This window comes from Sinomonas notoginsengisoli, assembly GCF_021554725.1.
Lineage (GTDB): Bacteria > Actinomycetota > Actinomycetes > Actinomycetales > Micrococcaceae > Sinomonas > Sinomonas notoginsengisoli.
Map to the genome: position 1 here is coordinate 1 of NZ_JAIZDP010000005.1, position 24,784 is coordinate 24,784.

21 protein-coding genes are annotated in these 24,784 nt (G+C 69.2%); 11 read left to right on the forward strand and 10 right to left on the reverse strand.

Annotation, left to right across the window (positions count from 1 at the left end):
- Window positions 1-195: 195 nt before the first annotated feature.
- The 3 genes from LF262_RS10005 to LF262_RS10015 are packed head-to-tail and all read right to left on the reverse strand — an operon-like array spanning window position 196 to window position 2,966.
- Window positions 196-1,635, reverse strand: a complete 1,440-nt coding sequence (locus tag LF262_RS10005; RefSeq protein ID WP_235780183.1) for a class II fumarate hydratase — start codon at window positions 1,633-1,635, stop codon at window positions 196-198.
- A gap of 48 nt (window positions 1,636-1,683) precedes the next feature.
- Complete coding sequence (locus LF262_RS10010) at window positions 1,684-2,298, reverse strand: carbonic anhydrase (protein ID WP_235780184.1); 615 nt, start codon at window positions 2,296-2,298, stop codon at window positions 1,684-1,686.
- A gap of 32 nt (window positions 2,299-2,330) precedes the next feature.
- On the reverse strand, window positions 2,331-2,966 hold the full coding sequence (locus LF262_RS10015; protein WP_235780185.1) for a DUF4245 domain-containing protein: 636 nt from the start codon (window positions 2,964-2,966) through the stop codon (window positions 2,331-2,333).
- A 121-nt stretch (window positions 2,967-3,087) separates the two neighbouring features.
- Between LF262_RS10015 and glpX the strand changes: the two genes are divergently transcribed.
- Complete coding sequence (glpX, locus tag LF262_RS10020; RefSeq protein WP_235780186.1) at window positions 3,088-4,125, forward strand: class II fructose-bisphosphatase; 1,038 nt, start codon at window positions 3,088-3,090, stop codon at window positions 4,123-4,125.
- A gap of 103 nt (window positions 4,126-4,228) precedes the next feature.
- On the forward strand, window positions 4,229-5,320 hold the full coding sequence (locus tag LF262_RS10025) for a lipid II:glycine glycyltransferase FemX (protein WP_235780187.1): 1,092 nt from the start codon (window positions 4,229-4,231) through the stop codon (window positions 5,318-5,320).
- Here LF262_RS10025 and manA read toward each other — a convergent pair.
- Genes manA through LF262_RS10045 form a run of 4 tightly spaced genes read right to left on the reverse strand, consistent with a single transcriptional unit; the run spans window position 5,317 to window position 10,044 of the window.
- A complete protein-coding gene (manA, locus tag LF262_RS10030) occupies window positions 5,317-6,576 on the reverse strand; it encodes a mannose-6-phosphate isomerase, class I (protein ID WP_235780188.1) in 1,260 nt (419 codons plus the stop codon). The genes LF262_RS10025 and manA overlap by 4 nt on opposite strands.
- 45 nt (window positions 6,577-6,621) lie before the next feature.
- Window positions 6,622-8,247 (reverse strand): LCP family protein, encoded by a 1,626-nt coding sequence (locus tag LF262_RS10035; protein ID WP_235780189.1) that lies wholly within the window; start codon window positions 8,245-8,247, stop codon window positions 6,622-6,624.
- Between the two features lie 27 nt (window positions 8,248-8,274).
- Complete coding sequence (gene purE / locus LF262_RS10040; RefSeq protein ID WP_235780190.1) at window positions 8,275-8,838, reverse strand: 5-(carboxyamino)imidazole ribonucleotide mutase; 564 nt, start codon at window positions 8,836-8,838, stop codon at window positions 8,275-8,277.
- Window positions 8,839-8,862: 24 nt separating this feature from the next.
- Window positions 8,863-10,044: a 5-(carboxyamino)imidazole ribonucleotide synthase gene (locus LF262_RS10045; protein WP_308190518.1), complete on the reverse strand. Its 1,182-nt coding sequence runs from the start codon at window positions 10,042-10,044 to the stop codon at window positions 8,863-8,865.
- Window positions 10,045-10,179: 135 nt separating this feature from the next.
- On the opposite strand from LF262_RS10045, the gene LF262_RS10050 reads away from it, so the two are divergent.
- Complete coding sequence (locus LF262_RS10050) at window positions 10,180-10,791, forward strand: GtrA family protein (protein ID WP_235780191.1); 612 nt, start codon at window positions 10,180-10,182, stop codon at window positions 10,789-10,791.
- Here the strand turns inward: LF262_RS10050 and LF262_RS10055 are convergent.
- Complete coding sequence (locus tag LF262_RS10055) at window positions 10,788-11,519, reverse strand: TIGR03089 family protein (protein WP_235780192.1); 732 nt, start codon at window positions 11,517-11,519, stop codon at window positions 10,788-10,790. The two genes, LF262_RS10050 and LF262_RS10055, sit on opposite strands and share 4 nt — an antisense overlap.
- 384 nt (window positions 11,520-11,903) lie before the next feature.
- Between LF262_RS10055 and LF262_RS10060 the strand changes: the two genes are divergently transcribed.
- The 3 genes from LF262_RS10060 to LF262_RS10070 are packed head-to-tail and all read left to right on the forward strand — an operon-like array spanning window position 11,904 to window position 17,507.
- Window positions 11,904-12,467, forward strand: a complete 564-nt coding sequence (locus LF262_RS10060; protein WP_235780193.1) for a WhiB family transcriptional regulator — start codon at window positions 11,904-11,906, stop codon at window positions 12,465-12,467.
- 20 nt (window positions 12,468-12,487) lie between these two features.
- Window positions 12,488-15,925, forward strand: coding sequence for a glycosyltransferase (locus LF262_RS10065; RefSeq protein WP_372462766.1), 3,438 nt, complete (start codon window positions 12,488-12,490; stop codon window positions 15,923-15,925).
- The gene (locus LF262_RS10070; RefSeq protein WP_235780195.1) at window positions 15,906-17,507 is read left to right on the forward strand and encodes a DUF5719 family protein; all 1,602 of its coding nucleotides are present in this window, start codon (window positions 15,906-15,908) and stop codon (window positions 17,505-17,507) included. Before LF262_RS10065 ends, LF262_RS10070 begins: the two co-directional genes overlap by 20 nt.
- Here the strand turns inward: LF262_RS10070 and LF262_RS10075 are convergent.
- Window positions 17,504-18,028, reverse strand: coding sequence for a metallopeptidase family protein (locus tag LF262_RS10075; protein ID WP_235780196.1), 525 nt, complete (start codon window positions 18,026-18,028; stop codon window positions 17,504-17,506). The two genes, LF262_RS10070 and LF262_RS10075, sit on opposite strands and share 4 nt — an antisense overlap.
- A 126-nt stretch (window positions 18,029-18,154) precedes the next feature.
- Here LF262_RS10075 and LF262_RS10080 point away from each other — a divergent pair, with 126 nt between their 5' ends.
- The 5 genes from LF262_RS10080 to LF262_RS10100 all read left to right on the forward strand — a co-directional run bounded on the left by LF262_RS10080 (window position 18,155) and on the right by LF262_RS10100 (window position 22,851).
- Window positions 18,155-18,562, forward strand: coding sequence for a DUF3499 domain-containing protein (locus LF262_RS10080; RefSeq protein ID WP_235780197.1), 408 nt, complete (start codon window positions 18,155-18,157; stop codon window positions 18,560-18,562).
- A 56-nt stretch (window positions 18,563-18,618) separates the two neighbouring features.
- A complete protein-coding gene (locus LF262_RS10085) occupies window positions 18,619-18,819 on the forward strand; it encodes a Trm112 family protein (protein WP_235780198.1) in 201 nt (66 codons plus the stop codon).
- Window positions 18,816-20,309 carry an adenosylhomocysteinase gene (ahcY, locus tag LF262_RS10090; protein ID WP_235780199.1) on the forward strand — a complete coding sequence of 498 codons (1,494 nt, stop codon included), beginning with the start codon at window positions 18,816-18,818 and terminating at the stop codon, window positions 20,307-20,309. Before LF262_RS10085 ends, ahcY begins: the two co-directional genes overlap by 4 nt.
- A 134-nt stretch (window positions 20,310-20,443) precedes the next feature.
- Window positions 20,444-21,673, forward strand: coding sequence for a L,D-transpeptidase (locus LF262_RS10095; RefSeq protein ID WP_235780200.1), 1,230 nt, complete (start codon window positions 20,444-20,446; stop codon window positions 21,671-21,673).
- 131 nt (window positions 21,674-21,804) lie between these two features.
- Entirely contained in the window at window positions 21,805-22,851 is a 1,047-nt protein-coding gene (locus LF262_RS10100) for a TIGR01906 family membrane protein (protein WP_235780201.1), read from the forward strand.
- Here the strand turns inward: LF262_RS10100 and LF262_RS10105 are convergent.
- Window positions 22,839-24,725: an AMP-dependent synthetase/ligase gene (locus tag LF262_RS10105; RefSeq protein ID WP_235780202.1), complete on the reverse strand. Its 1,887-nt coding sequence runs from the start codon at window positions 24,723-24,725 to the stop codon at window positions 22,839-22,841. The two genes, LF262_RS10100 and LF262_RS10105, sit on opposite strands and share 13 nt — an antisense overlap.
- Window positions 24,726-24,784 lie beyond the last annotated feature (59 nt).

Here is a 24,784-nt window from a genome sequence, read left to right on the forward strand (position 1 = left end):
CTCCCGCACGGAGGGCCCGAACCGGCCCCTGCCACCAGCACCATTCCCAGAACGCGGCACGGTCGTTGCAACTCCTCGAACTCGAGGTGTTGCAACGACCGTTAGAACTCAAGGAGGCTGCGGACGCCGTCGTGCTCGCCGGCAGGGATATGACCCCTCAACGCGGGGACATGACCCCTCAACGCGGGGCGGTGGCTACTTGTTGGAGCCGGTCATGGTGGTGACGTCGAGCGCCTTGTCCAGGTCTGCCTCGGAGACCTTGCCGTCGCCCTCGCCAACAAAGCCGAGCGCCACGGTCGCCTCGCGGATCGTGAGGCCCTCCTTGACGGCCTTCTTCGCGATCGCCGCAGCGTTCTCGTAGCCGATGTACTTATTCAGCGGCGTGACGATCGAGGGGGAGGCCTCGGCGAGGAAGCGCGCACGCTCCACGTTGGCGGCGATGCCGTCCACCATCTTGTCCGCCATGACGCGCGCGGTGTTCGCGAGGAGACGGATGGACTCGAGCAGGTTCGCGGCCATGACCGGGATGCCCACGTTGAGCTCGAACGCTCCATTGGTCGACGAGAGCGCGATCGTCGTGTCGTTGCCGATCACCTGGGCCGCGACCATGATCGCGGCCTCGCAGATCACCGGATTGACCTTGCCCGGCATGATCGAGGAGCCCGGCTGCAGGTCCGGGAGGGCGATCTCGCCGAGGCCGGTGTTCGGGCCTGAGCCCATCCAGCGCAGGTCATTGGCGATCTTCATGACCGAGTAGGCGATGTTGCGCAGCTGGCCGGAGGCCTCGATGAGGCCGTCGCGGTTGGCCTGGGCCTCGAAGTGGTTGCGGGCCTCCGTGATCGGAAGTGCCGTGTCTGCGGCGAGGAGCTCGATCACCCGCTGCGGGAAGCCAGCAGGGGTGTTGATGCCGGTGCCGACGGCGGTTCCGCCGAGCGGGACCTCTGCGACCCGGGGGAGCGAGGCCTCGATGCGCTCGATGCCGTAGCGGACCTGCGCCTCGTAGCCGCCGAACTCCTGGCCGAGCGTGACTGGCGTTGCGTCCATGAGGTGGGTGCGGCCGGACTTGACGACGTCCTTGAACTCGTCCGCCTTGCGGCTGAACGAGGCCGCGAGGTACGTGAGGGCCGGGACGAGGTCGTTCAGGAGCGCGTTCGTGGCGGCGACGTGCACCGACGTGGGGAACACGTCATTCGAGGACTGGGAGGCGTTGACGTGGTCGTTCGGGTGGACCACCTTGTCGCTGCCCTTGTCCTTGAGCGCGCGCGTAGCCAGCTCGGCGATGACCTCGTTCATGTTCATGTTGGAGGACGTGCCCGATCCGGTCTGGAAGACATCGATCGGGAAGTGCTCGTCGAACTCGCCAGCGGCGACGCGGTCGGCGGCGTCCGCGATCGCGTCAGCGAGATCAGCGTCGATCACACCGAGGTCCTCGTTCGCGCGAGCGGCGGCCTTCTTCACGCGCGCCAGCGCCTCGATGTGCTTGCGCTCAAGGGTCTTGCCCGAGATGGGGAAGTTCTCGACGGCGCGCTGCGTCTGGGCGCGGTAGAGGGCGGACGCCGGGACGCGCACCTCGCCCATCGTGTCATGCTCGATCCGGTATTCCGTGGCAGGGGCCTGCACTGCAGAGTCAGTCATGGCACCCAGATTAGACCCCTCGCACGGACACTCCCGAACCGATGTCGGCTAGATCTCGCCGATCTTGGAGACGAGTTCCGCCTTGCCCTCTGCGAGGTGGTAGCACACGCTCAGGACGGCTGCACGGCCCTCCTGAACGGCCGACGCGATGACCTGGGACATCTCGATCAGTCGCGGCCCTGCCTGCTTCGCATGCTCGACAACGGTGCCGTTGACGTCGGTCACGCCGTTGCGCTGCGCGGTGAGCACGCTCGGCATGATCCGCTCGACGAGGTCACGCACAAAGCCCTGAGGCATTTCGCCGGTCTCGTAGGCATTCACGCTCGCGGTCACAGCGCCGCACGAGTCGTGGCCCAGGATCACGATGAGCGGCACGTTGAGGGGGTCTACCGCGTACTCGAGAGAGCCGAGCACCGCCTCGTCGATGACGTGGCCCGCGGAGCGTACGACGAAAGCGTCCCCGAGGCCGAGATCGAAGATGATCTCCGCGGCGAGACGCGAGTCAGAACAGCCGAAGATGACGCATACGGGGTTCTGCGTGTCGACGAGTTCGCTACGCCTGGCAGAGTCCTGATTGGGGTGGAGGCTCTTGCCGTCCACAAAGCGTTCGTTTCCTTCGCGCAGCAGCTGCCACGCCTGGGCCGGGGTAAGGGTCTGAGGCACGGCCCCACTCTACGCCCACGGCCCCACCCGCCTCAGCGCGAGGCGTTGACGACGGCGCCCGCGACGGCGTCGAACTCGTCGAACCCGCCCGAGCCGCTCACCACCACGGTGGTGGTGCCCACGGACGCGACGAGGCTCTTCTCGACGCCCGGCTTGTCGTAGAGGGTCCACTCGACGCCGGCCTCCGTACGCGTGCCGGTCTTCGGAGCCTTCTTGACCTGCGTGGTGATCCACGTCGGGTTCGCGGACGCGGTCTGAACGATCGAGACGAACTGCTGGGACGGGGTCAGGTACCCGATGTCCCAGTGCGAGACGCCGTCGGAGGTCCCGGACACCCACCGCGCGTAGTTGGGGGAGTAGCCGGACGGGAGCTTCGGGACCACCGGCGTGAACCCGGCGACGGGCTTGGCGTTCGCAGAGATCGCGGCGACGTCGACCTCCGGCCGGAAGGTGTCGGCCTTCTGCGACGCGTTGAGCAGCACGACCGGCACGATGGCGAGCACGCTGACGAGCAGTGCCATGATCATTCCGATCACCGAGGCGTTGGCGCGCTTGGCGGCGGCCGGCGTCAGGACGGGCTTGACGGCGGTGCCGTCCGGACTGCCCGCCGGGGTGGGGCTCTGCGTCCCGGGGACGTGTGCCTCGGGGACATGGTCGGTGCTGCTCACGCGTCTATGGTCCCGCATGAGGGCCACTGGGCGCGAATGCGCCCGCCCCGTCATCGTCTCGGACGAGCAGAGCGGAAAGACTAGGATGAGAGCACAAGCCCGCCCGAAGAAGAGGTCCTCAGTGTCCACAGCTCCCGAAGACACCCAGTACTCGACCCTTTCCAGCTCGCTCCATGTGGGAGCCGATGAGCCGGACCGCAACCTCGCCCTCGAGCTCGTCCGCGTCACCGAGGCCGCGGCGATCGCCGGCGGCCACTGGGTCGGCTTCGGGGACAAGAACAAGGCCGACGGCGCCGCCGTCGACGCCATGCGCTCCTTCCTCCAGACCGTCCATTTCAACGGCGTCGTGGTCATCGGTGAGGGCGAGAAGGACGAGGCGCCCATGCTCTTCAACGGAGAGCGCGTCGGTGACGGAACGGGCCCCGAGGTCGACGTCGCGGTCGACCCCATCGACGGCACCCGCCTGACGGCCCTCGGCATCAACAACGCGCTTGCCGTGCTCGCCGTGGCCGAGCGCGGGACGATGTTCGATCCCTCCGCGGTCTTCTACATGGAGAAGCTCGTCACGGGCCCCGAGGCGGCCGACATGGTTGACCTGCGCCTGCCGGTCAAGCAGAACCTGCACCTCATCGCGAAGGCCAAGGGCGTCAAGGTCAACCAGCTCAACGTCATGGTCCTGGACCGTGACCGCCACAAGCCGCTCATTGAGGAGATCCGCGAGGCGGGGGCACGCACCAAGATCATCCTGGACGGCGACGTGGCCGGTGCGATTGCAGCGGCCCGCTCTGGCACCGGCGTCGACGCCCTCATGGGCATCGGCGGCACCCCGGAGGGGATCGTCGCTGCATGCGCGATCAAGGCACTCGGCGGTGTCATCCAAGGCCGCCTCTGGCCCACGGGCGACGAGGAGAAGCAGAAGGCGCTCGACGCCGGCCACGACCTCGAGCGCGTGCTGTCCACGAACGACCTCGTCACGAGCGACAACTGCTACTTCGCGGCAACCGGCATCACCGACGGCGACCTGCTCAAGGGCGTCCGCTACCAGAAGGACCGCGTCAAGACGCAGTCCATCGTGATGCGCAGCAAGTCGGGTACCGTCCGCTTCGTGGATGCCGAGCACCACGCGAGCAAGTGGGAGAACTGGGCGCGCCGGGCCTGAGCCACAGATAGACTGGGGCGCGGTCCGCGTGGCCGCGCCCCTTTCAACGCCCGCTGCCCCGGCGTGTCCCCCGTCACCGACGAGCCGCATCACCAGGAGGAACATGAGCCCCGAGAGCCAGCTGTCCACCGCCTCAGAGCTGGCAGTGGGTCCCTGCAGGGACCGCGCCGTCTGGGACGCGCTGGTGAACGGCCACGGAGGGCACCCCCTCCAGCTGTGGGGCTGGGGAGAGGTGAAGGCGGCCCACCACTGGCGGGTTGAACGCCTCATCGTCCGTGACGGCGCCACGGCGATCGGCGGGGCGCAGGTCCTCTACCGGGCTCTCCCGTGGCCACTGAAGTCCCTCGCCTATCTCTCGCGCGGCCCGGTGTGCGCTGGCGAGGACGCGGAGCGCGTTCTCGCCGCCATCGCGGCCGCCGTCCGCGAGGCCCACGGCTCCGTGGCCCTCGTGGCAGAGCCGGACTGGGACGCTGGCTCCCCTGGCGGGCAGGGCCTTGAGGCGGCTGGTTTCCGCCGTACCGAGGACATGATCCTCATCCCGCGCACGCTCATCCTCGACCTTGCGCAGACCGAGGACGAGCTGATGGCCGCGATGTCGCGCACTACTCGTGCCAACGTGCGCAAGAACCTCAAGGGCGACCTCGAATTGCGCAAGGTCGCGACCGAGGCTGAACTCGAGCAGGTCCTCGCCATCTACCGCGAGACGGCTGCGCGGGCTGGCTTCGGGATCCACGAGGATGCGTATTACCGGGACATCTGGCGCTTCCTCGGCGAGGACTCGCCGATCGTCGCGGCGTTCGACGGCGACGACGTGGTCGCGTTCGTGTGGATAGCCCGTAGTGCGGGAACGGCCTTCGAGCTGTACGGGGGTGTGAGCGCCGCCGGCCAGAAGGCACGGGCAAACTATGGCGTCAAGTGGGCAGCCTTCACGGCCATGAAGTCTGATGGCTGCACACGCTACGACCTCAACGGGCTGCTCAACGACGGCATCTCAGACTTCAAGAAGCAGTTCGCCCAGCACGAGGACATGCTCACGGGCACGTGGGAGCTCCCGCTCTCGCCGTTCTACCCGGTCTATGCGACGGGTATGCCGATCGCGCGCCGCGCCCTCCGACGGGGCCGCACCGTTGTAGGCGCGGCCGTGCGCCGGGCCAAGGGCGCAGTCGGTGCCGTATGGGAGCTTGTGCGCCGCTAGTCCAATCCTGACGCTGCTCCGAGCCCGGTTGTCACAGCGAATGCCAAGACACCCTCGGGGCCGGCGTGCGCGAGCGCCGGAGCCTCGGAATCCGGAATGAAGGCGCTCTCTCCGCGCGTGAGGGCAAGGTCCCCCTTGGGGGTGTCGAGCGTGAGCGAACCACCCACCACGAGCACCACAACGGCGCCGGCCTGGGCGATCGGGACAGGCTCGCGCGCATCCCGGCCGTCGGCCGGGACGTCGATCCGCTGGAGCTGGAATTCCGTGAACGGGGGACGGTACAGCTCCTGGCCGAGTTCAGACTCCTGGGGGCCGACCATGGGCACCGCGGACGCGGCGAAGGCAACCGTGCGCAGAAGCTCGGGGATGTCGACGTGCTTGGGCGTGAGTCCTCCGCGCAGGACATTGTCAGAGGCAGCCATCACCTCGATCCCCAGGCCCTCGAGGTAGGCGTGGACGTTGCCGGCCGGGAGGTAGAGCGCTTCGCCCGGTGAGAGGGTCACACGGTTGAGCATGAGGGAGATGAGTGCTCCCGGATCCGAGGGGTAGGCAGCGGCGAGGTGCGCGACAGTGGCCAGCGCGGCGTCGTCGGACCGGGCGTGCGTGCTTGTGGCGATGGCGGCGGCGACGGCATCCACGCATGCGCGCACGTCCTCGCCCCCGGCGATGAGCCGGGCGAACGCGGCACTGAGCGCCTCGTCCTCCCGCGGGGTGCGCAGGAGCTCCGCTACCTGCTCGGTGACCTCGGCGGCGGGGGATCCCGCGACGATCGGGGTGAGCCGTTCGAACAGGGCAGCTGCCTCTGCGGGGCGCCGGAACCCCGAGAGTGCCTCGAAACGGGTCAGCGCGAAGATCATCTCCGGCTTGTGGTTGTCGTCCTTGTAGTTGCGGTGGGGCGCGGAACGGGCGACGCCGGCGGCCTCCTCCGCGGCGAAGCCCGCCTTGGCCTGGTCGAGCCTCGGGTGGACTTGGAGCGAGAGCGGGGACGCAGCCGCGAGGACCTTCACGAGGTAGGGCAGGCGCGGGCCAAACGCCTCGACGCTCTCGGCGCCGAGCGCCGCGACAGGGTTGGCGGCGATGAGCGAGGCAAGCGTCTCACCGTCCGCTGCACCCACGGGCCGCGACGGTGCGTCCTGATGGGCGCCGATCCACAGCTCGGCCTCGGGACGTCCGCTCGCCTTGCGGCCCAGGAGCTCGGCAATCGCCGTGGTGGAGCCCCACGCGTAGTCGCGGAGCGGGTTGCTGAGCAGATGCATGTGGATGGGTCCTCCAGATCAGGGAGCCGGTGATGTCGTGGTGCGTCAGAGCGGGGTGCACTCTCCGTTGCCGGCCATGATCGCGTCCAGCACGCCGTTCTGTCCCGTGCGGAACAGGTGGTCCAGACGGTCCGCTGTGACCTTGATGCCGTCGGGGCCGACATCGTTGTACTGCCCGGCAGGAACGCGGTGTCCTGCCGGGGCGTACTGGCCCTGGGGGAGGAGTCCAGGGACGGAAAGCCCAGCGCCGCCGGCGAGGCCCGCCGTCGTGCCTCCCAAGGCCCTGGGGGAGGGGGAGCTGCTCGCGGACCCCGTGGCGCTCTTGAGGACGTCCTGGACCTTGGCACGGATCGCCGCGACATCGGGGTAGGTCGGGAATGACGCGTCGAAGTCCGGCGGCCCGATCACGAGGCGGCTCGTGGGCTGGCCCTTGCCCTTGAGCGCGAGGTCGACGAAGCTGCCCAGCTGCGATGAGGAGATATTGGACTCCACGACCTTGGTACCCGCGTTGGCGATGCCCTCGAACTTGCTCAGGAGTGTGGCTGGGTTGAGCTGGTTGATCATGGCCTGCTGGATGCACTGCTGCCGGGCGATGCGGTCGTAGTCGCTTGCGAACTCTCGGCTGCGCCCGTACCAGAGCGCGTGGAAGCCGTCGAGCTTCTGCTCGCCGGGTGCGATCCACCCCACGGGCTGTGCGTGTCCTCCGTTGTCATCCAGGGCCGCGCCGCTCATGGGGACCCAGCCGCCAGCCTTGATGCGGATGCCGCCCATGGCATCGATGAGCTGCTGGAATCCGGCCATGTCCACGACCACGTAGGCCTGGACCTTGATGCCGAGGGTGCCGGATGCCGCCTCGAGCGTTGCTTGGGCCCCCGGATCCTCGGCCCCGGGGTAGAGGTCGCGGTACTTCTGGTTGACCTCGGTGTTGATCGCGTTGATCAGGCACTCGTCGCCGCAGTTGTAGCCGTTGGGGTAGACCTTCCGCATCGGCGAGTCCGCGGAGAACCGAGCGTTCTGGAGGTTGCGCGGGATCGAGATGAGCGCCGTTCGGCCGGTGTTCGCGTCAACGCTGATGATCGAGAGGCTGTCCGGGCGCCTGCCCTCGCGATCATCGCCTGCGTCGCCGCCCATGACCATGAAGTTGTAGCGCCCGTCCGCCGGGGCGATGGCGGGCCCGCCGCCGAAGATCGTTCCGATGGCCCCGCGGCCCACACCGATGAGGTACGCGGCATAGGCCAGGCTGCCGCTCGTGGCGACCATGGACAGCACGAGCGCGATGACCACGATGGGGCGCATTCCCGGAGCCAGGAGCGGTACGCGGATGAGCCGAAGCGTGTTGAGGAACAGGACGGCCCAGGCGATCGCCAGAACGATCAGGACGATGATGAGCACGAGCGAGATGACCGGGTGGGTGACCATGGTCAGGACCGCACCCCGGTTGAGGAGGCCGACGACGAGCATGAGGAGCAGCATCACCCAGGCCGTCACCGTGACGGTGAGAGCCCTGAGAGCGAGGCGGCGGTTGCCCGCGACCAACTGCGCCGTGCCGGGTACTAAGAGCGTCAGCGCGATGAGCACGAACGCGCGCCTGGTTCGTACGGTCGGAGGTGCGCCTTCGGGATACCGGATCGGATCCGTCTGGTGGCTGCGCTCAGGAACGTGCAGGGCCATGGTCCTCCTTCTCGGCGCTCGGCGTGATCACACGCTTCGCTGCTCGATGTGCTCGGCCGTGAACATGTGGGCGGCCTTTCCGCGCAGTGCCTCGCCCTTGCGGGCAGCTGTGGCATTGAGTTGCGCGGCGAAGTCCACCAAACCCGCGGAGAGGCGCTGGCCGAGCTCATCGGCCGCGGATCCCAGCATCCGCACCGCGAGCAGCCCGGCGTTTCGCGCGCCGCCGATCGACACTGTCGCCACCGGGACGCCCGCAGGCATCTGCACGATCGACAGGAGGGAATCCATGCCATCAAGGGTCTTGAGCGGCACGGGCACCCCGATCACCGGCAGGGTGGTCACGGAGGCGAGCATGCCCGGCAGATGCGCCGCGCCGCCGGCGCCGGCGATGATGACGCGTAGGCCACGACCGCGAGCGGCCTTGCCGTACGCGATCATCTCCTCGGGCATCCGGTGCGCGGACACGACGTCGGCCTCGAACGGGACGCCGAATTCGGACAGGACGTCCGCGGCCGCCTCCATGACGGGCCAGTCCGAGTCCGAGCCCATGACGAGACCCACGAGGGGCTGGGCATGCACGGGGGTGCTCATAGGTTCTCCTCGGGTGTCATCATGTCAGCGCTCACCCTGCCCAGCCTCGGTCGGTGTGCCGTCCCGCACGATGCCTGCGACACGGGAGGCCCGCTCGCGCAGGGCAGCAGGATCAGAGCCGGGCGCGCCTACAAGGTTCACATGGCCGATCTTCCTCCCCGGACGGACCGATTTGCCGTAGGCGTGCAGCTTGGCGGCCGGATCCGCGGCCAACGCCGCGGGGAATGCGCTGTACAGGTCCTGGTTGGCACCACCGAGGTAGTTCTTCATGACCGTCCACTCGCCGAGCACGTCGGTGGCGCCGAGCGGGAGGTCGAGCACGGCGCGCAGGTGCTGCTCGAACTGGCTCGTGACGGAGCCGTCCTGGGTCCAGTGGCCCGTGTTGTGCGGTCGCATGGCGAGCTCATTGATGAGGAATCCCTGACCGCGGCCGGGGGTCTCGAACAGCTCTGCCGCCATCACGCCCGTGACACCGAGACTCTGGGCGATCTGCAGCGCCGCCTGTTGGGCGGCATCGGCCACCGTCGGGTCAAGCTCGGGTGCCGGCGCGATCACCTCGTCGCACACGCCCCTGACCTGGATCGTATGGACCACTGGCCAGGCGCGGGATGCGCCGCTCGGCGTCCGCGCGACGAGGGCGGAGAGCTCCCGGGAGAACTCGACCAGCTCCTCGGCGAGCAGGGGCGTCATCGTGCCGAACCAGTCGTCGGACTCCTCGGCGTCGGCGCGTGACCGCAGCACCCGGACACCCTTGCCGTCGTAGCCGCCGCGCGGCGTCTTCAAGACGATCGGCCAGCCGATCTCGGCGCCGAAGTCCACGAGCTCCTCGATGTGGTGCACGGCACGCCACCGGGGGTTCGGCAGCCCGAGGGCGTCGATGGCCGCTCGCATTCTCAGCTTGTCCTGGGCATGGACCAGTGCGTCGGGTCCGGGCTGCACGTTGACCCCCTCCGCCATGAGCGTCAGGAGGTGCTCCGTGGGAACGTGCTCGTGGTCGAACGTCAGGACGTCCACACCCCGGGCGAACGCCCTCAGATCATCCAGATTGCGGTAGTCGCCGACAGGGGCATAGGGCACGGCGGGGACGGCAGAGACGTCCTCGGCCTCCGCGAGGACACGCAGTTCAAGGCCGAGGGCCGTCGCGGCCGGGGCCATCATGCGCGCCAGCTGGCCGCCTCCAACCACGCCGATCACAGGAAAACTCACCCCCACAGACTACAGAACGAGGCCGGGCACAGGGCTGCAGCGGTAGAATGGCCTGTGCTCTGTCCGCGCACTCAGGCTTGCCGCCTGCCCGCCGGTTGGACGGGCCGCAACTTGGACACCGCCTCTTGGAGGAACATGATCTCGACAATCTCCGACCGTCTCCGCGGTCTGGTTTCGCTCTTCTGGCGGGAGGTCGCGAAGTTCGGGACTGTAGGCGGAGTAGCGTTCGTCATCGACAACGGTCTGACCTATCTCTTGATGCACACGGCCATGTCCGACGCCGAGGCCAAGGCCCGGTTCGTGGGGGCCACCGTCGCAACGATCTTCTCGTGGGTCGCCAACCGGTACTGGACTTTCCGGCACCGCAAGCAGTCCAACATGCTCCGGGAGTTCGTCATGTTCGCCGTGATCAACGGCATCGGGATCGGCATCTCAACCGGTTTCACGGCCATCGCCAAGTACTGGCTCAACGTCCAGGACAAGAATCTCCTCTTCCTCGCAGGAATCGTCGGCATCGTCGTCGCGACGATCGTCCGCTTCTTCGCGTACCGCTTTTGGGTCTTCAACCAGGAGCTCGACGCCGAGCCCGGCTACGAGGAGGACCACGAGATCTTCGAACACGAGCACGCAGGGCATCGGAGCGGGCACGCGCCGGCCGAACGCGCCGATGCTGCAGAACGCTCCGATCCTGCAGAACCCTCCGTTGCTGCCGAACCCTCCGAGGTGAGGGCCAAGCCCAAGCCCTAGTGGGCTGTCCCGTCCTCTGCGCTGACCTTCTCGGCGTCGCGGAGGGCGCGCGTGTCCTCGACCGATTCGTGCAGGAGGACGGCCGATCCTCCTGCCGCCCAGGCGCCGAGCAGCTGGGCCATCGAGTCCATGAGCCCTGATCCTGCAGTGACCAGGACGCGAGAATCCGCGCTGGCCGGCGTGGCGAAGCGCCCGAGCAGCTCGGCGTGGGTGAGCAGACTGCCCGAGGTGGCCAGCGCGGCGTCGTCCGCGGCCGGGGGATCGAAGGGCTCGAACGAATCCGCGAACTGGCGCACGAGCGCAGCGTAGTCGTAGGCGCCGGAAGGCAGCTCGCCCGGATAGGCCATCTCAAGGGCTCCGAGGGCCACCGCGACGCACGCGCCGGACGCATCGGTGACGTCGGTGTGCGATGCATGGTCAGGGCCCACAAAGGTGATCTCCGCCGTTCCCGCATCCGCACCGTCGACCACGACGGCTCCTACCTGCCACGCCGCAAGCGCCACGATCGCCGCCTTCCAGTGGGCGGGCAGGTCGACGCGGACGAGGGTGCCCCGCTCGGCCTCGAGCTCTTCGGCGAGGAAGTTCGAGGTCTTGGCGACCCAGTTGTCCAGCACGCGGCCCGACAGTTCGATGCGCTCGCCGCCGGGTCCGTACCAGGTCAGTCGCGGAGAGGAGGCATGGTGGCCGCTGCGCAGCTGCCTGAGGAGGTCGGGGATCGTGGATGCCATGTGCTTATTGTGGCGGCAATCCAGCACGATGACAGCCGTGGAATTTCTCCTCGATTTCCTCCCCCACGGTTTTGGGCGGACGTGATTCAAGAAACGCCTTTAAAGAAGGCCGGACCTCAATTCGACGCCCTCATTCTGCGCGCCTGATCCCCCACGCGTCCGGGCGTGTCGGCCCGAGAATGAAGGCGGCACTCTCGCTAGAATTTGCCGCCGCCGCTTGACTCCGAAGGACTTACACGGATGTAATTAGCACTGGACAGTAACTGCGCCGGCGGACATCGATGAACCGATCATCGCATGGGCCGAGGGGAACCGGCACCGGGAATCTTCCTGGCGCTGGACTCCGCGGATGGCCGCGCAGAACACGACCCGAGGAGGAGCACCGTGGGACAGGCGGAGCGTATCCAGCACGAATCGGCAGTTGTTGCGCAAGAATCGGCCCGGTACCGGCCGCGGGGGATTCCCTCCGACTGGTACGTCGACCCGGCGGACCCAGAGGCCCAAGAGCGCTACGAGGCCATGTCCGCCCAAGCCCTGGAGGACGCCGCCACCGCGTTCCTCACGGCACATGAACCCGAGGACGCCGATCTCGACGACGAGGACGACGGCGACGACGAGCCTGCAGACGAGGCGATCGAACGGGCGCTCGCTCTCCTCGCGGACCCCGTACGGCACACGCCGAAGCCCGTCCTCATTCACCTTCTTCAACCAGGTGAGCCCGAGGAGGGCGAGCTTGCCTGGCAGGCGGAGTCCCTGTGCGCCCAGACCGATCCAGAGGCGTTCTTCCCCGAAAAGGGCGGTTCGACCCGAGACGCGAAGAAGGTCTGCGGTTCGTGCACAGTGAGGGCGCAGTGCCTCGAGTATGCCCTCGCCAACGACGAGCGCTTCGGGATCTGGGGCGGCCTCTCCGAGCGAGAGCGCCGTCGCCTCCGTAAGCGGGCGGTCTGATCCTGGAGGCGGTACGAGTCATCGCTGTCGTCGTGGCCCACGACGGCGGTGCCTACCTGCCCGCGACGCTCGCGGCTCTCGCTGCCCAGACACGGCCCGCGGATGCCGCGTTCGGTGTGGACACAGGTTCCCGGGACGACTCGGCAGAGCTCATGCGCGCCGCGCTCGGCCCGGAGAACGTTACGGCTGTGCGCGTACCCGGCGGATTCGGCGGGGCGGTAGCACGCGCGATCGGTGCGCTCGCCCCCGGGACAACAGGCGGCACGCAGGAATGGATGTGGCTCCTCCACGACGACTCGGCGCCCGAACCCGGCGCCCTCGCCGCGCTCCTCGCGGCCATGGAGACCGCGCCGCGCGTCGCCGTGGCAGGGTGCAAGCAGGTCGACGCCGAGTCGTCGAGCCGCCTGATCGATGCGGGGCTCACAGTCAGCCGGTGGGGTGAGCGCCTCACGCTCATCGATGTCGACGAGCAGGACCAGGGCCAGTACGACGCCCGCAGCGACGTCTTCGCCGTCAACTCGGCCGGCATGCTCGTGCGCAGGGACGTCTGGGAGGCCCTCGGCGGCTTCGATGCCGCGCTTCCCGCTTCCGGGGACGACGTGGACTTCTGCTGGAGGGCCCGCCTTGCGGGCCACCGTGTTGTGGTTGTTCCCGCCGCAGTGATGCACCACACAGTTAGGCCCGACGCCGCAGGCACGCCGTTCGCGGCCCGGCGTGCGGAGGTCTACACCCGCCTCAAGCACGCCCCCCTGTGGCAGTTGCCAGCCCAGATGCTCGGAGCCCTGCTCGGCGGCCTGTGGCAGTTCCTCCTCGGGATCGTGCTCAAGGAGCCGGGGCTCGGAGCGGCCAAGCTCGGCGCGAGCCTCACAGCGCTCGCGGCACTCGGCCGCCTCGTCCGGGGACGGCGCATCGCCGCCCGAACCCGGACCGTATCCCGATCCGTGGTCCGGCCGCTCGTCACGCCGCGGGCTGAGGTCCGGGCCCATCGCCGCGCACTGCTCGAATCCGCAGCCTCGGAGCCGGACTCGGTCGTGGGGGACGGCACGGGTGTTGCCGAGGGTCCCAGCGAGCCGACCGGCGACACCGAGCACGACTTCGCCGCCCTCGCGGTGGCGCCACGCGGATGGGTCGGCACGGGGGCGCTCATCGTGGCCGGCGCCGCGCTGCTTGCCGGGCTTGTGGCATTGGCACCACTCATCGGCGCGGAGGCCGCGGTTGGCGGGGCACTCGTCCCTGTCTCGACCGCCCTCTCGGCCATCTTCGCCCACGCGACGACGTGGTGGGTTGGCCTCGGGCCCGGCCAGCCCGGCCACGGGGACCCGTTCGATCTCGTGCTCTGGGTGATGGGCCTCCTGGGCTTCGGTGACGCGAACCGTGCCGTGGCAATCACTCTTGTCATCGCGGCACCGGTCGCCGGGCTGGGCGCGTGGGCCCTAGCGGCCAATCTGACCGCGCACCGCCTGCCGAGAGCGCTCGCGGCGCTCCTCTGGGCGGCCGCACCGTCCCTCGTCGTCGCTCTTGCCCAGGGGCGTCTGGGAGCCGTCGTGGCCCACATGGCCCTTCCGTGGGCGGCCCTCGGGATGCTCCGTGCTGTTGGAGGTGCCCGCGTGCGCGGCACCCTCGGCGAGCACCATGAGCCGCGCCCGGGCTCGGGAGGAGTCCCTTCGTGGACCGCGGCGGCGGCGGGTGGACTTGCGCTCGCGTTCGCGACGGCCGGTGCGCCGTCCCTCGTACCGCTCGCGGGCGCCGTCGTGCTTCTCGCTTCCATGATGCTCTGGCGGCGGGCCAAGACCCTTTGGTGGGTGCTCGTTCCGACCATCGCCATCTTCCTGCCACTCTGGTTGTCCGCGCCGAACAGTCCCCGCGCCTGGGTCACGGACCCTGGCGTGCCGCTCCCGGCGAATCCGGCGGCACCGTGGCAACTCGTACTCGGCCAGCCGGTGGCGTTCGACGCTGCGGCGGCCCTCACCGGCATGCCGTTCCTTCCGGCGGGCGTCCCGTGGTCATTGATGGGCGCTTTGCTCGTGGGTGTCCCCGTCCTTCTCGCGGCGGTTGCGGGAGCCGTTCTCCTCACGGGCAGGCGAGGCATGGCGGCGCGGCTCCTCATAAGCCTCGGCATCGGCGCACTCGCCTACGCTTGGGCGGTCTCGCGGTTCCCCACCGCGGTGGCCGGGGATGCACTCGCCACGCCCTTCGCGGGCCCCGGACTCGGGGCCGCACTCCTGGCGTTCCTGATCGTTGCCGTCCTGGCGGGGGACCGCCTCCTCGAGCGCCGCAGGACCTTAGAGCGCAGGCCGCGCCCGGAGCGCATCCGAGCCGCCCATGCGCGGCTGAGCAGGTTTGCCTCGGCGGCGCTAGTACTCGCGTGCGTCCTGATGGCGGCAGGCCCGGTCGGCGTCCTCGCGCAGTGGGCCGCGACAGGCCTCACCCCTGCGAAGGCCTCCGGCGGGCTCGGTGTCGAGACCATCGTCGGTCCCGGCAAGGCCCGCGTCCTGCCGGCCACCGCCGCGGACCTCGGCCAGGGCCCGCAGCAGACCCGAGCGCTCGTACTGCGCGGCACCGATGAGGGGGGCTTCACGGCAACCCTCATGCGCGGTGCCGGAACCACTTTGGACTCACTTTCTGCGATCGCCTCATCGAGCCGCCTCACCGGAGAGTGGGGTGCCGAGCGCGTGACGGCGGACGACGCCGCGTTGGCCGCGGAGCGTCGAGCTGTCGCCACGGTGGGTGGGGGCACGGGAGTGGATCCCCGGGGCGACCTCGAGGAGCTTGGGGTCGGATTCGTGGTGCTGGAGGACAACGGAGACCTCGATGCGCTGACGGCACGGCGCATTGACGCGGTCCCCTCACTCGTTGCCGTGGGCCGCACTGATCTGGGGTGGCTCTGGCGCGTCACGCCTCGGACCACCGCGCCCGCAACGGGGTTTGCCATCGAGCAACGCGCCCGGATCGTCGATTCCGCAGGGCGGACCATGACGGCCGTACCCTCAGCTCCCGAGAGCTTCTCGGCGGAAGTGCCCGCCGGGCCCGAGGGACGCAGGCTCGTGCTCGCCGAACGCAGCGACTCGGGGTGGGAGGCGACCCTCGACGGCCGGGCTCTCCAGCCGGCGTCCCTCGGTTGGGCACAGGCGTTCGATCTGCCAGCAGCCGGTGGCCATCTCGAGGTCCGGTACACGAATCCGGCCGCCCTCCCGCTCGCCCTGGTCACCATCGCGGCCCTGATCCTCACCCTCCTCCTGGCCATCCCGGCCGGACCCCGGCGGACCGGGCGGTCACGGGCCCGTTCGGCGCTGCTCGTGCCTGACGCGCTCGGGCGCAGGCCGGAGGCCTCCGCGTTAGGCAAGGCTGCCGGAGACTCGAGCGAGCGGACGCGGCCCACACCCCGCAGACGTGACGACGACGAATCTGATCATCCAAGCAGGGGAGAGGAGACCGCCCGTGACGAAGTCGGCGTCTGAGAAGCACGTCACCGGAACCCGCCGTCGTCGTACGCGCATCCTCCTCGCGGCTCTTGCGGGAACCATTCTCACGGGGGTAGGGGCTGGCCTGACCGTTGCGGCGTCGGGCGTGCCCGCGCCCGCATCGCTCGTGCCCGGCGGGCCCCCGTCCGTCAATGTGCCTACGAGCGATGCCATTCGCGTCTGCTCGGGCCCGGCGCGGCTCCTCGAGGGCACTCCGGTTCAGGGAGACCCCCAGTTCAGCCCGGCCAGCAAGACCGCCCGTACCTCGGTGAGCGGCATCGTCCTCTCCGACACTCAGGGCACCCTGCCGGACGCCGCGCTCGCACGGGAGGGTGGCTCCACGCTGCGTGCGCTCCCGGCTCAGGCGGTGCCGTCAGGGACCGTCGCCCAGCCGCGTACTGCGGTGGTCCAAGGGCAGGCGACCGACGCGCGGAGCGTCCTCACCGCGAAGCCTTCGGGCTCGGTGGAGTCGTCCATCGGAGCACTCGCACGGTTCGAGGCCAGTGACGGAGACCTCCAGGGGCTGGCCACAGCCACATGCTCCGCCCCGTCCAACGACCAGTGGCTCTCGGGCGCGGAAACCACGGTGGGGCGTACCTCCATCCTCATGCTCACGAACACGAGCGTCACTCCCGCCACGGTTGACCTCGAATTCTTCGGGGACAAGCCCCTGACACAGGCCCCGCCGTCGAGCCGCGGCCTCACGGTCAAGCCGGGAAGCTCAGCGTCCTATGTCCTGAACGGCTACATGCCTGGCCAGTCGAATGTCTCCGTGCACGTGCGCAGCACCGGCGGCCCGGTGGCCGCCGCCATCCAGCAATCCACGCTGCGCGGCCTCACACCGGGAGGAGTCGAGCTGATCACGCCGGCCGCAGCCCCCGCAGTACGCCAGACGGTCACCGGCCTCGAGCTGCAGGATCCGGCCCGGTCGCAGGCCCTCGCGTCCAAGGATGGGTTCGCGGACTCGCGTCCCGCCGTCCAGGTCACTGTCCCCGGGGCTGCGGACGCCGTTGTCCAGCTGCGGGTCTATGGGCGGAACGGCGCTGTGCAGCTTCCGAGCGGGGGAGTCGTCACGGCCAAGGCGGGGAGGGTCACGGAGGTGCCGCTCGAGGGGCTGCCTGCGGGCACCTACAGCGTCTCCGCAACCGCGGACGTATCCTTCACGGCTTCTGCGCGCATGGCGCGCGGGCTGTCTGCGAGCGGGTCCATGGACTTCGCCATCGTGGGCGCGTCCCAGCGGATCGGTGACAATCACGTGGTTTCCGTCGGCCCGGGCGGAGCACGGCAGATCGTGTTCGGTGTTCCCGACGGCCGCGCACAGATCCGGGCGGTTCCGGTGACCGCGGACGGTCGAATGCACACCCCCGTCGCGCTCGATGTCGCGGGGGGCACGAGCGCCGTGCTCGACGTTCCCGACGAGGTCGAGGGCGCGGCACTCACGGGCTACGTCGTCTCGGCGTCGGGAGGCGCGGCGTACGGGTCGCTTCTGGTCATGGGCGAGGGCAACGCAATCTCGGCGGCGTCGATCGTCCCTGCAGCGACAGGTGCCCGGTCACTGCCCGTGACGATCGCGTACTAGTATCCGCGGTAGTAGGGGTCGAGGCTCTCCGGCGCCACGCCGAGCATGAGGGCCGTGTACTCGACCACGATGTCGTGGACGAGGTCCTGGAGCTCCGCGGGAGAAGCCGCTCCGGTCTCCACCACCCGGCGGTAGACGGTGATCCGCGGTGCGCGCCCCGGCGCGCCGGGCGTGTACTGGCCCTGAGGCGGCCGTCCGCCCTCGCGGAGCATCTGCTCGAGGCCCGGAGGAATCTCCTCCACCGCGTACTCGACGCCGTCGAGCTTGGACCCGTTGAGGTCCTGGAGGCGGTCGGCAGCGTCGAACACCCAGTCCTCGAAGCGCTCTGCGCGGGTCCGGCTCGCAGGCAGGACCGACGGGAGGATGTCGCCGCGCAGCCCCCGGCCGTGCCTGTTCCTGCGGCGCTCGCGGAAGCCCCGGCGTCGTCCCGCTCCCGGCTCACCCTCCGGCGGAACGGGCCGGAAGACAAGGGAGGGTCCGCTCGACTCCAGCGGCGCCCCGGGGAAGGCACGATCCTGCATACACCGACTGTAGTCCGCCCCTCGGCGGCGTGCGAGTCGCGCCGCACGGCCAGCCAGCGCGGCACGGGCGGCGTCCGGGAAACCAATGCGCCCTTACGCTGCTGGGCCGGAGTAGGGTTCTGTGCCGTGGGTCCCCTACGCCATTGTTCCCGATCTGCCTGCCGCCAGGCCGCGGTGGCCACCCTGACGTACGTCTACGCCGAGTCCACTGCCGTCCTCGGTCCACTTGCCACCTACGCGGAGCCGCACAGCTATGACCTCTGCGCGGCCCACGCAGACCGCCTCACCGTACCCCGCGGGTGGGAGGTGCTCCGTCTGGCCCTCCCCGTCTCACCGCCGTGCAGCCCCGACGACCTCCTTGCCCTGGCCGAGGCGGTGCGCGAACCCGCCCACTCCGAGGACGCGCACGACGCCGCCCCCGGCCCGAATGCGCCAGCCCACCGCGGCTCTGCCGACCGCCTGCCCCTCGAGGCCCCGGGAGGCGCGGACGGCATGCCGCGGCGGCACCTCCGTCTGCTGCGCGAGCCCTTCTGACGCCGTGGCCGTCCTCGGCGGCCCGCCGTTTCCGTGGACTCGGTAGTCTAGAAGGCATGCCGAATCTCAGCCCATCACTGCTCGCGATCCTCAGGTGCCCCGTGACGGGATCCGCGCTCGTCCAGGAGGGGGAGACCCTCGTCACGGCAGCGCCGGGGCCGGACGGCACACGCCCGCGCTACTCGATCGAGGACGGCATTCCTGTCCTTCTCGCCCCCGCCACGGACCTCACGCACAACCAGGAGCCCGACGCATGAGCCTCACGTACAAGGTCAAGGACCTGTCCCTCCACGAGGCGGGACGCCATCAGATCCGTCTCGCGGAGCACGAGATGCCGGGGCTGATGGCGCTGCGCGAGGAGTATGCAGCCTCGCAGCCGCTCGCAGGTGCCCGTATTGCCGGGTCCCTGCACATGACAGTCCAGACCGCCGTCCTCATCGAGACCCTCGTGGCGCTCGGCGCCGAGGTCCGCTGGGCCTCGTGCAACATCTTCTCCACTCAGGACGAGGCGGCGGCCGCCGTCGTCGTCGGCCCCGGCACGCCTGAGGATCCCGAGGGCGTTCCCGTCTTCGCCTGGAAGGGCGAGACGCTCGAGGAGTACTGGTGGACGGCGGAGCAGATCCTCACCTGGCCCGGCGCCGATGAGGACCCGTCGCGCGGCCCGAACATGATCCTCGACGACGGCGGCGACGCGACGCTCCTCGTGCACAAGGGCGTCGAGTTCGAGGCAGCCGGCTCCGTGCCGGCGCCCACCGAGGATGACCCGCACGAGTACCGGGTGATCCTCGACGTCCTGCGCGCGGGACAGGAGAAGGACCCGCAGAAGTGGACCCGCATCGCAGCGGGGATCAGGGGGGTGAGCGAGGAGACCACCACCGGCGTCCACCGCCTCTACCAGCTCGCCGAGCACGGCAAGCTCCTCTTCCCCGCCATCAACGTCAACGACGCTGTCACGAAGAGCAAGTTCGACAACCGGTACGGCATCCGTCACTCGCTGCCGGACGGGATCAACCGCGCCACGGACGTCCTGATCGGCGGCAAGGTGGCCGTGGTGTGCGGCTACGGCGACGTGGGCAAGGGCGCGGCCGAGGCCTTGCGCGGCCAGGGCGCGCGGGTGATCGTGACGGAGATCGATCCGATCTGCGCCCTCCAGGCCGCGATGGACGGCTACCAGGTGGCACGGCTCGAGTCCGTCGTCGGCGAGGGAGACATCTTCATCACGACCACCGGCGGCAAGGACATCATCCTCGCGAGCCACATGGAGGCCATGAAGGACAAGGCTATCGTCGGCAACGTGGGCCACTTCGACAATGAGATCGACATGGCCGGCCTCGCCGCGGTCCCCGGCATCGGCAAGATCGAGATCAAGCCGCAGGTTCACGAGTGGGTCTTCCCCGCCGCCGCGGGGATCGACGGCGCCGTGCCCGAGCACTCTGTCATCGTGCTCTCCGAGGGGCGCCTGCTCAATCTTGGCAACGCGACGGGCCACCCGTCCTTCGTCATGAGCAACTCGTTCGCCAACCAGACGATCGCCCAGATCGAGCTGTGGACCAAGCGCGACGAACCTGCGGAGGGTGGTGGGTACGCGAACCAGGTCTACGTCCTGCCGAAGGTGCTCGACGAGAAGGTGGCACGCCTCCACCTCGGGGCGCTCGGGGTCGAGCTGACCGAGCTGACCAAGGAGCAGGCGGAGTACCTCGGCCTGGACGTCGCTGGCCCGTACAAGGCTGATCACTACAGGTACTGACCGCTAGCGGTTTGACCGCTCTCCCCGCAGCGCGCTGGCCCGATCGTGTCCCGACCGTGCCCGGGATGTGATCGGTCCGGCGTGCCCCTGCCGGTACGCTTGCAAGAAGGCTTGCTGGGGGAGGAGAACTGTTGGTGTCTGATCGGAAGAGGTTCGGTAAGGGCGGCAAGATCGCCATTCTCGTCGCTGTGCTCACGCTCGCGGGCGTAGGTGGGACCTTCGCCGCCGCCGGCCCGCTCCAGCCTTCGCCGATCACCTCCGAGTCCGCCTCGCCCCTTCGCAGCGAGCCCGGCACTGCCTTCCCCGTGATCAAGCCCGCGGCAGCCACAGCGGTGCCCGCGGCAGGTGCGAAGGAAGTCAATCCCGCCGCGCCGGTGAAGCTGACGGTGACCGACGGCACCCTTGACAACGTGAGCCTCCGCTCCGCCGCAGGGCAGGACGTCGAGGGAGCGCTGAGTGCGGCCCGGACCGAGTGGACGTCAAACGGACAGCTCGCATTCAACTCGACATACACCCTCAGCTACACGACCGTCGATGCCGCCGGCCGGACCGCCTCGTCGACCTCGACATTCACGACGGTGTCGACCAAGAACGAGGCCGACGCCGCGATGTACCCGCTGGACGGCATGAGAGTCGGTGTGGCACAGCCGATCCAGCTCACCTTCAGCGAGCCGGTGAAGAACAAGAAGGCCGTGGAGAAGGCGATCAGCATCACCTCGACCTCGGGCCAGCCCGGGGCATTCCACTGGTTCAGCGACACGATGGTGCGATTCCGCCCCGAGACGTTCTGGGCGGCGAACAGCACGGTCACGGTCAAGATGGACCTCTTCGGGGTTGACCTCGGCGGCGGGCAGATCGGCAACTTCTCCAAGACCAACACCGTCCACATCGGGGACAAGCGCACTGCAGTGGCGGACGCCAAGGCGCATACCTTCAAGGCCTATGTCAATGACAAGGAGGTCCACGCCTGGCCAGCCACCCTCGGTGACACCCGCTTCCCGTCCGCCCGGGGCTATCTCGTGCTGATGGAGAAGCAGCGCCGGGCGCACTTTGTGGCCGCGTCGATCGGGCTCAAGCCCGGCGACCCGGCGAACTATGGCGAACTCGACGTCGAGTACGCCACGCGCCTGACCCCAAGCGGCGAGTTCATCCATCAGGCAACCGAGACCGCTATGCCGTACCTCGGCCAGGTGAATCTCTCGCACGGCTGTATCGGACTGGGACCCGAGGGCGCCGCCTGGGTGTTCGACAACATGACCACGGGTGATGTCGTCCAGGTCATCAACACCGATGGCGAGCATGCCAATTTCGATGACGGCTTCGGGGACTGGAACATCCCGTGGGCCCAGTACGGCAACGGGTAGACGGCCAGGTGCGATAACGCTTCGGCCACGCCGGTGCCGACGCCCGGGAAGCGGGCCTCATCAGCGGGTACGGTGGATCCAGACCATGCAGACTCCAGGCCCGCGCGGGCCATTACTGGACGGTGACAGTGTTGACCGACAACAGACCCGGATCTGAGTCCGGGGCCGACTTCGACGAGTCCCGGGACAGCGATGAACCGGCGTTCGAGTGGATGACGAATGCCCGCCGGTCCGGGGCGCATACGGCCGACGGCGCAGCCGAACCCGCCGCTGCCGGCAAGCCGAAGGACGAGCGCGCTCCTGACTCCTCCCGAGCCGGAGAGGCGCCGGTCTCCACCGAGAAGACGGTGCCACGGGAAGAGCCTGTGCCACACAGGGAACCCGCCCCGACGGGCGCGCTCAACGTCAGGCCGCCCGAGGAGGAGGTCAGGAGGAGGCGCGACCAGCGGGATGCGGTGGCCCGCTCCAAGCCCGCCGGCCGCCGTGTCGTCCAGGTGCTCATGGCGATCCTCGCCCCGTTCCTCCTGCTCATTTCGGCAGTTCGCCTTGTCGCCAGCCCCGCGTTCCTCTGGATCGAGTACTACCGACCGGGCTTTCCCGGGGACGGGTATGGGTTCACAGCGGACGACAGGCTCACGTACGGCTCGTATGCCGTGGACTTTCTCGCCAACCTCGCGGGGCCCAGGTACCTCGGCGACCTCGTGTTCCCCTCGGGCGAGCACCTCTTCACGGGTGCCGAGGTCAGCCACATGGCCGACGTCAAGGGCGTGGTACTGGCGGCGTACGGGGCGGGAATCATCCTGGTGCTGTTCTTCGTCATCGCGTACCTGGGCCTGAGGAAGACTCCGGGCGCGTTCACTCGGGGCCTGTTCGCAGGCGGGTTCGTGACCATCGCCGTGATCGTGGCACTGGCCGTCCTCGCCGTGCTGGGCTGGCAGCAGTTCTTCATGGAGTTCCATCGGCTGTTCTTTGCCAATGGGACGTGGACGTTCCGGCTCGAGGACACCCTCATCCGGCTCTTCCCAGGGCAGTTCTGGGTGGATTCCGCGGCGGTGGTCGGCGTGCTCGTGGCGCTCGCGGCCAGCCTGATGGTGATCTTCTGCTGGCCGACGCCGCGCCGCCGGGGCCGGCGGTCAGTCGCGCGGGAAGTCGACAGCGCCGAGGATCACGCCGAGTAGAGATCCGAGAGCAGCTCGGGGAATGACGCGACGAGGCGCTGGCGCCGCAGCTTGAGGGACGGTGTCAGGTCCCCGTCCTCGAGGGTGAGCTCCCGCGGGAGGACGACGAAGCGGCGGATCGACTCGGCGCGCGAGACGGTGCTGTTGGCGACGTCGACTGCCTGCTGGACCTCGGCGAGCACCTCGGGATCGTCGGACGCCTCCGCAATGCTCAGCACCCGCCCACGGCGACGCGACCACGCGGCCAGCTGATCGCCGTCGAGCGCCACGAGGGCGCCCACGAAGGGACGTCCCTCGCCCACCACCACTGCGTGGGCTACGAGCTCGGACTCGCGCAGGGCCTCCTCGAGGGGCCCCGGGACGACGTTCTTGCCGCCGGCAGTCACGAGTACGTCCTTGAGGCGGCCGGTGATGGTGAGGAAACCGTCCGCGTCGAGTGCGCCAAGGTCTCCCGTGGCGAAGTAGCCGTCCTCGCGGAACGCGGCGCCGAGGGCTTGTGCCGCGGCAGGCTCGCCCGCGTCCGTGCGGTATCCCCGGATGACTCCGATGCCCTTGACGAGCACCTCGCCGTTGCTGTCGATCCGGATCGAGGTCCCGGGGACCGGCTGCCCCACGCTTCCCACACGTGTTGCGCCGGGCGTATTGACCGTGCACGGTGCGGTCGTCTCCGTGAGCCCATAGCCCTCGAGCACGGTGAGCCCCGCGCCGCGGAAGAAGTGCGCGAGAGACGGGCTGAGCGCGCTCCCGCCCGAGACGATTGTCGACACCTGGCCGCCGAACGCGGCCCGGAGCCGACCGTAGACGAGCCGTTCGAAGACCGCGTGCCGGAGCCGCAGCGCCCGTCCCGGACCGTCGCCCTGGCCGGAAGCCTCATGGTCGAGCGCACGGGAGTACTCACGCGCCGTCTCGGCGGCGCGCTCGAAGAGCGAGCCCCGCACGCCTTCGGCAGCCCGCTCCTGCGCCGCACTGTAGACCTTCTCGAACACCCGGGGTACGGCAAGCAGGAACGTGGGCTGGAACGTGGCAAGGTCCTCGAGCAGCGTGGATTGGCGCGAGTGCCCCAAGACCACACCGGAGGCGATGCACGTGATCTGGACCGCCCGGGCCAGCACATGCGCAAGGGGGAGGAACATCAGGGTCCGGGCCCCCGGGCCGACGACCTCCGGGAGGTGGGCGTGGAGGTTGACGGCGAGCAGCGCGAGGTTGCCGTGGGTGATCTCGCAGCCCTTGGGACGCCCCGTGGTGCCGGACGTGTAGACGAGGGTGGCGAGCGAATCGAGCCGGGCCGCGCTGCGATGCAGCTCGAGCTCCCGTTCCGAGACCCCGAGGCCCGGCCCCGCGAGGCTCAGGAAGTTCGACCCGGTGCCCTCCTCGCTCATCAGCGTGACGGGGAGCCACGTTTGGGCGAGCTCGGGTGAGTCGGCGATGGCCTCCTGCACCTTGAGGGCGAGGTGGCTGCTCTCGACGAACACCCGGCGCGCTCCCGAATCGGCGAGGATGTACGCGATCTGTGACGGAGAGGACGTCTCGTAGATGGGGACGGGCACGCCGCCCGCATACCAGACAGCGAAGTCGACGAGGGCCCACGCGTAGCTTGAGGCCGAGATGACCGCGACGCGGTCCCCGGCGTCGAGGCCACTCGCGATGAGCCCCTGGGCGAGCGAGACGACCTCACGCTGGAACTGGGCGGCGGAGACCGGTTCCCAGCCCGTCTCAGTCCGGCGCGAGAAGAGCTCTGCGTCAGGGTCCTCGGCGACGCGGGACTCGAGGAGGTCGGTGACGTTGGCGTCGGGCGGGAGAGTGGCGAGGAGCTCGGCAGAGGCCTCGGTTCTCCGAGCCTGCTGCTGGGACTCGGCCTCCAGTTCGCCTGCCACCTGTTCTCCCTCTTCCGCGCCTATCGCGCCTTGTCCGCTCCGGCGTTCGTGTCGACTGG

Excerpts from the sequence above, each read along its gene's own strand:
- LF262_RS10005 (WP_235780183.1), bottom strand. The coding sequence starts at position 1,635 with ATGACTGACTCTGCAGTGCAGGCCCCTGCCACGGAATACCGGATCGAG.
- LF262_RS10025 (WP_235780187.1), top strand. The coding sequence starts at position 4,229 with ATGAGCCCCGAGAGCCAGCTGTCCACCGCCTCAGAGCTGGCAGTGGGT.
- manA (WP_235780188.1), bottom strand. The coding sequence starts at position 6,576 with ATGCATCTGCTCAGCAACCCGCTCCGCGACTACGCGTGGGGCTCCACC.
- LF262_RS10035 (WP_235780189.1), bottom strand. The coding sequence starts at position 8,247 with ATGGCCCTGCACGTTCCTGAGCGCAGCCACCAGACGGATCCGATCCGG.
- purE (WP_235780190.1), bottom strand. The coding sequence starts at position 8,838 with ATGAGCACCCCCGTGCATGCCCAGCCCCTCGTGGGTCTCGTCATGGGC.
- LF262_RS10050 (WP_235780191.1), top strand. The coding sequence starts at position 10,180 with ATGATCTCGACAATCTCCGACCGTCTCCGCGGTCTGGTTTCGCTCTTC.
- LF262_RS10055 (WP_235780192.1), bottom strand. The coding sequence starts at position 11,519 with ATGGCATCCACGATCCCCGACCTCCTCAGGCAGCTGCGCAGCGGCCAC.
- LF262_RS10075 (WP_235780196.1), bottom strand. The coding sequence starts at position 18,028 with ATGCAGGATCGTGCCTTCCCCGGGGCGCCGCTGGAGTCGAGCGGACCC.
- LF262_RS10085 (WP_235780198.1), top strand. The coding sequence starts at position 18,619 with ATGCCGAATCTCAGCCCATCACTGCTCGCGATCCTCAGGTGCCCCGTG.
- ahcY (WP_235780199.1), top strand. The coding sequence starts at position 18,816 with ATGAGCCTCACGTACAAGGTCAAGGACCTGTCCCTCCACGAGGCGGGA.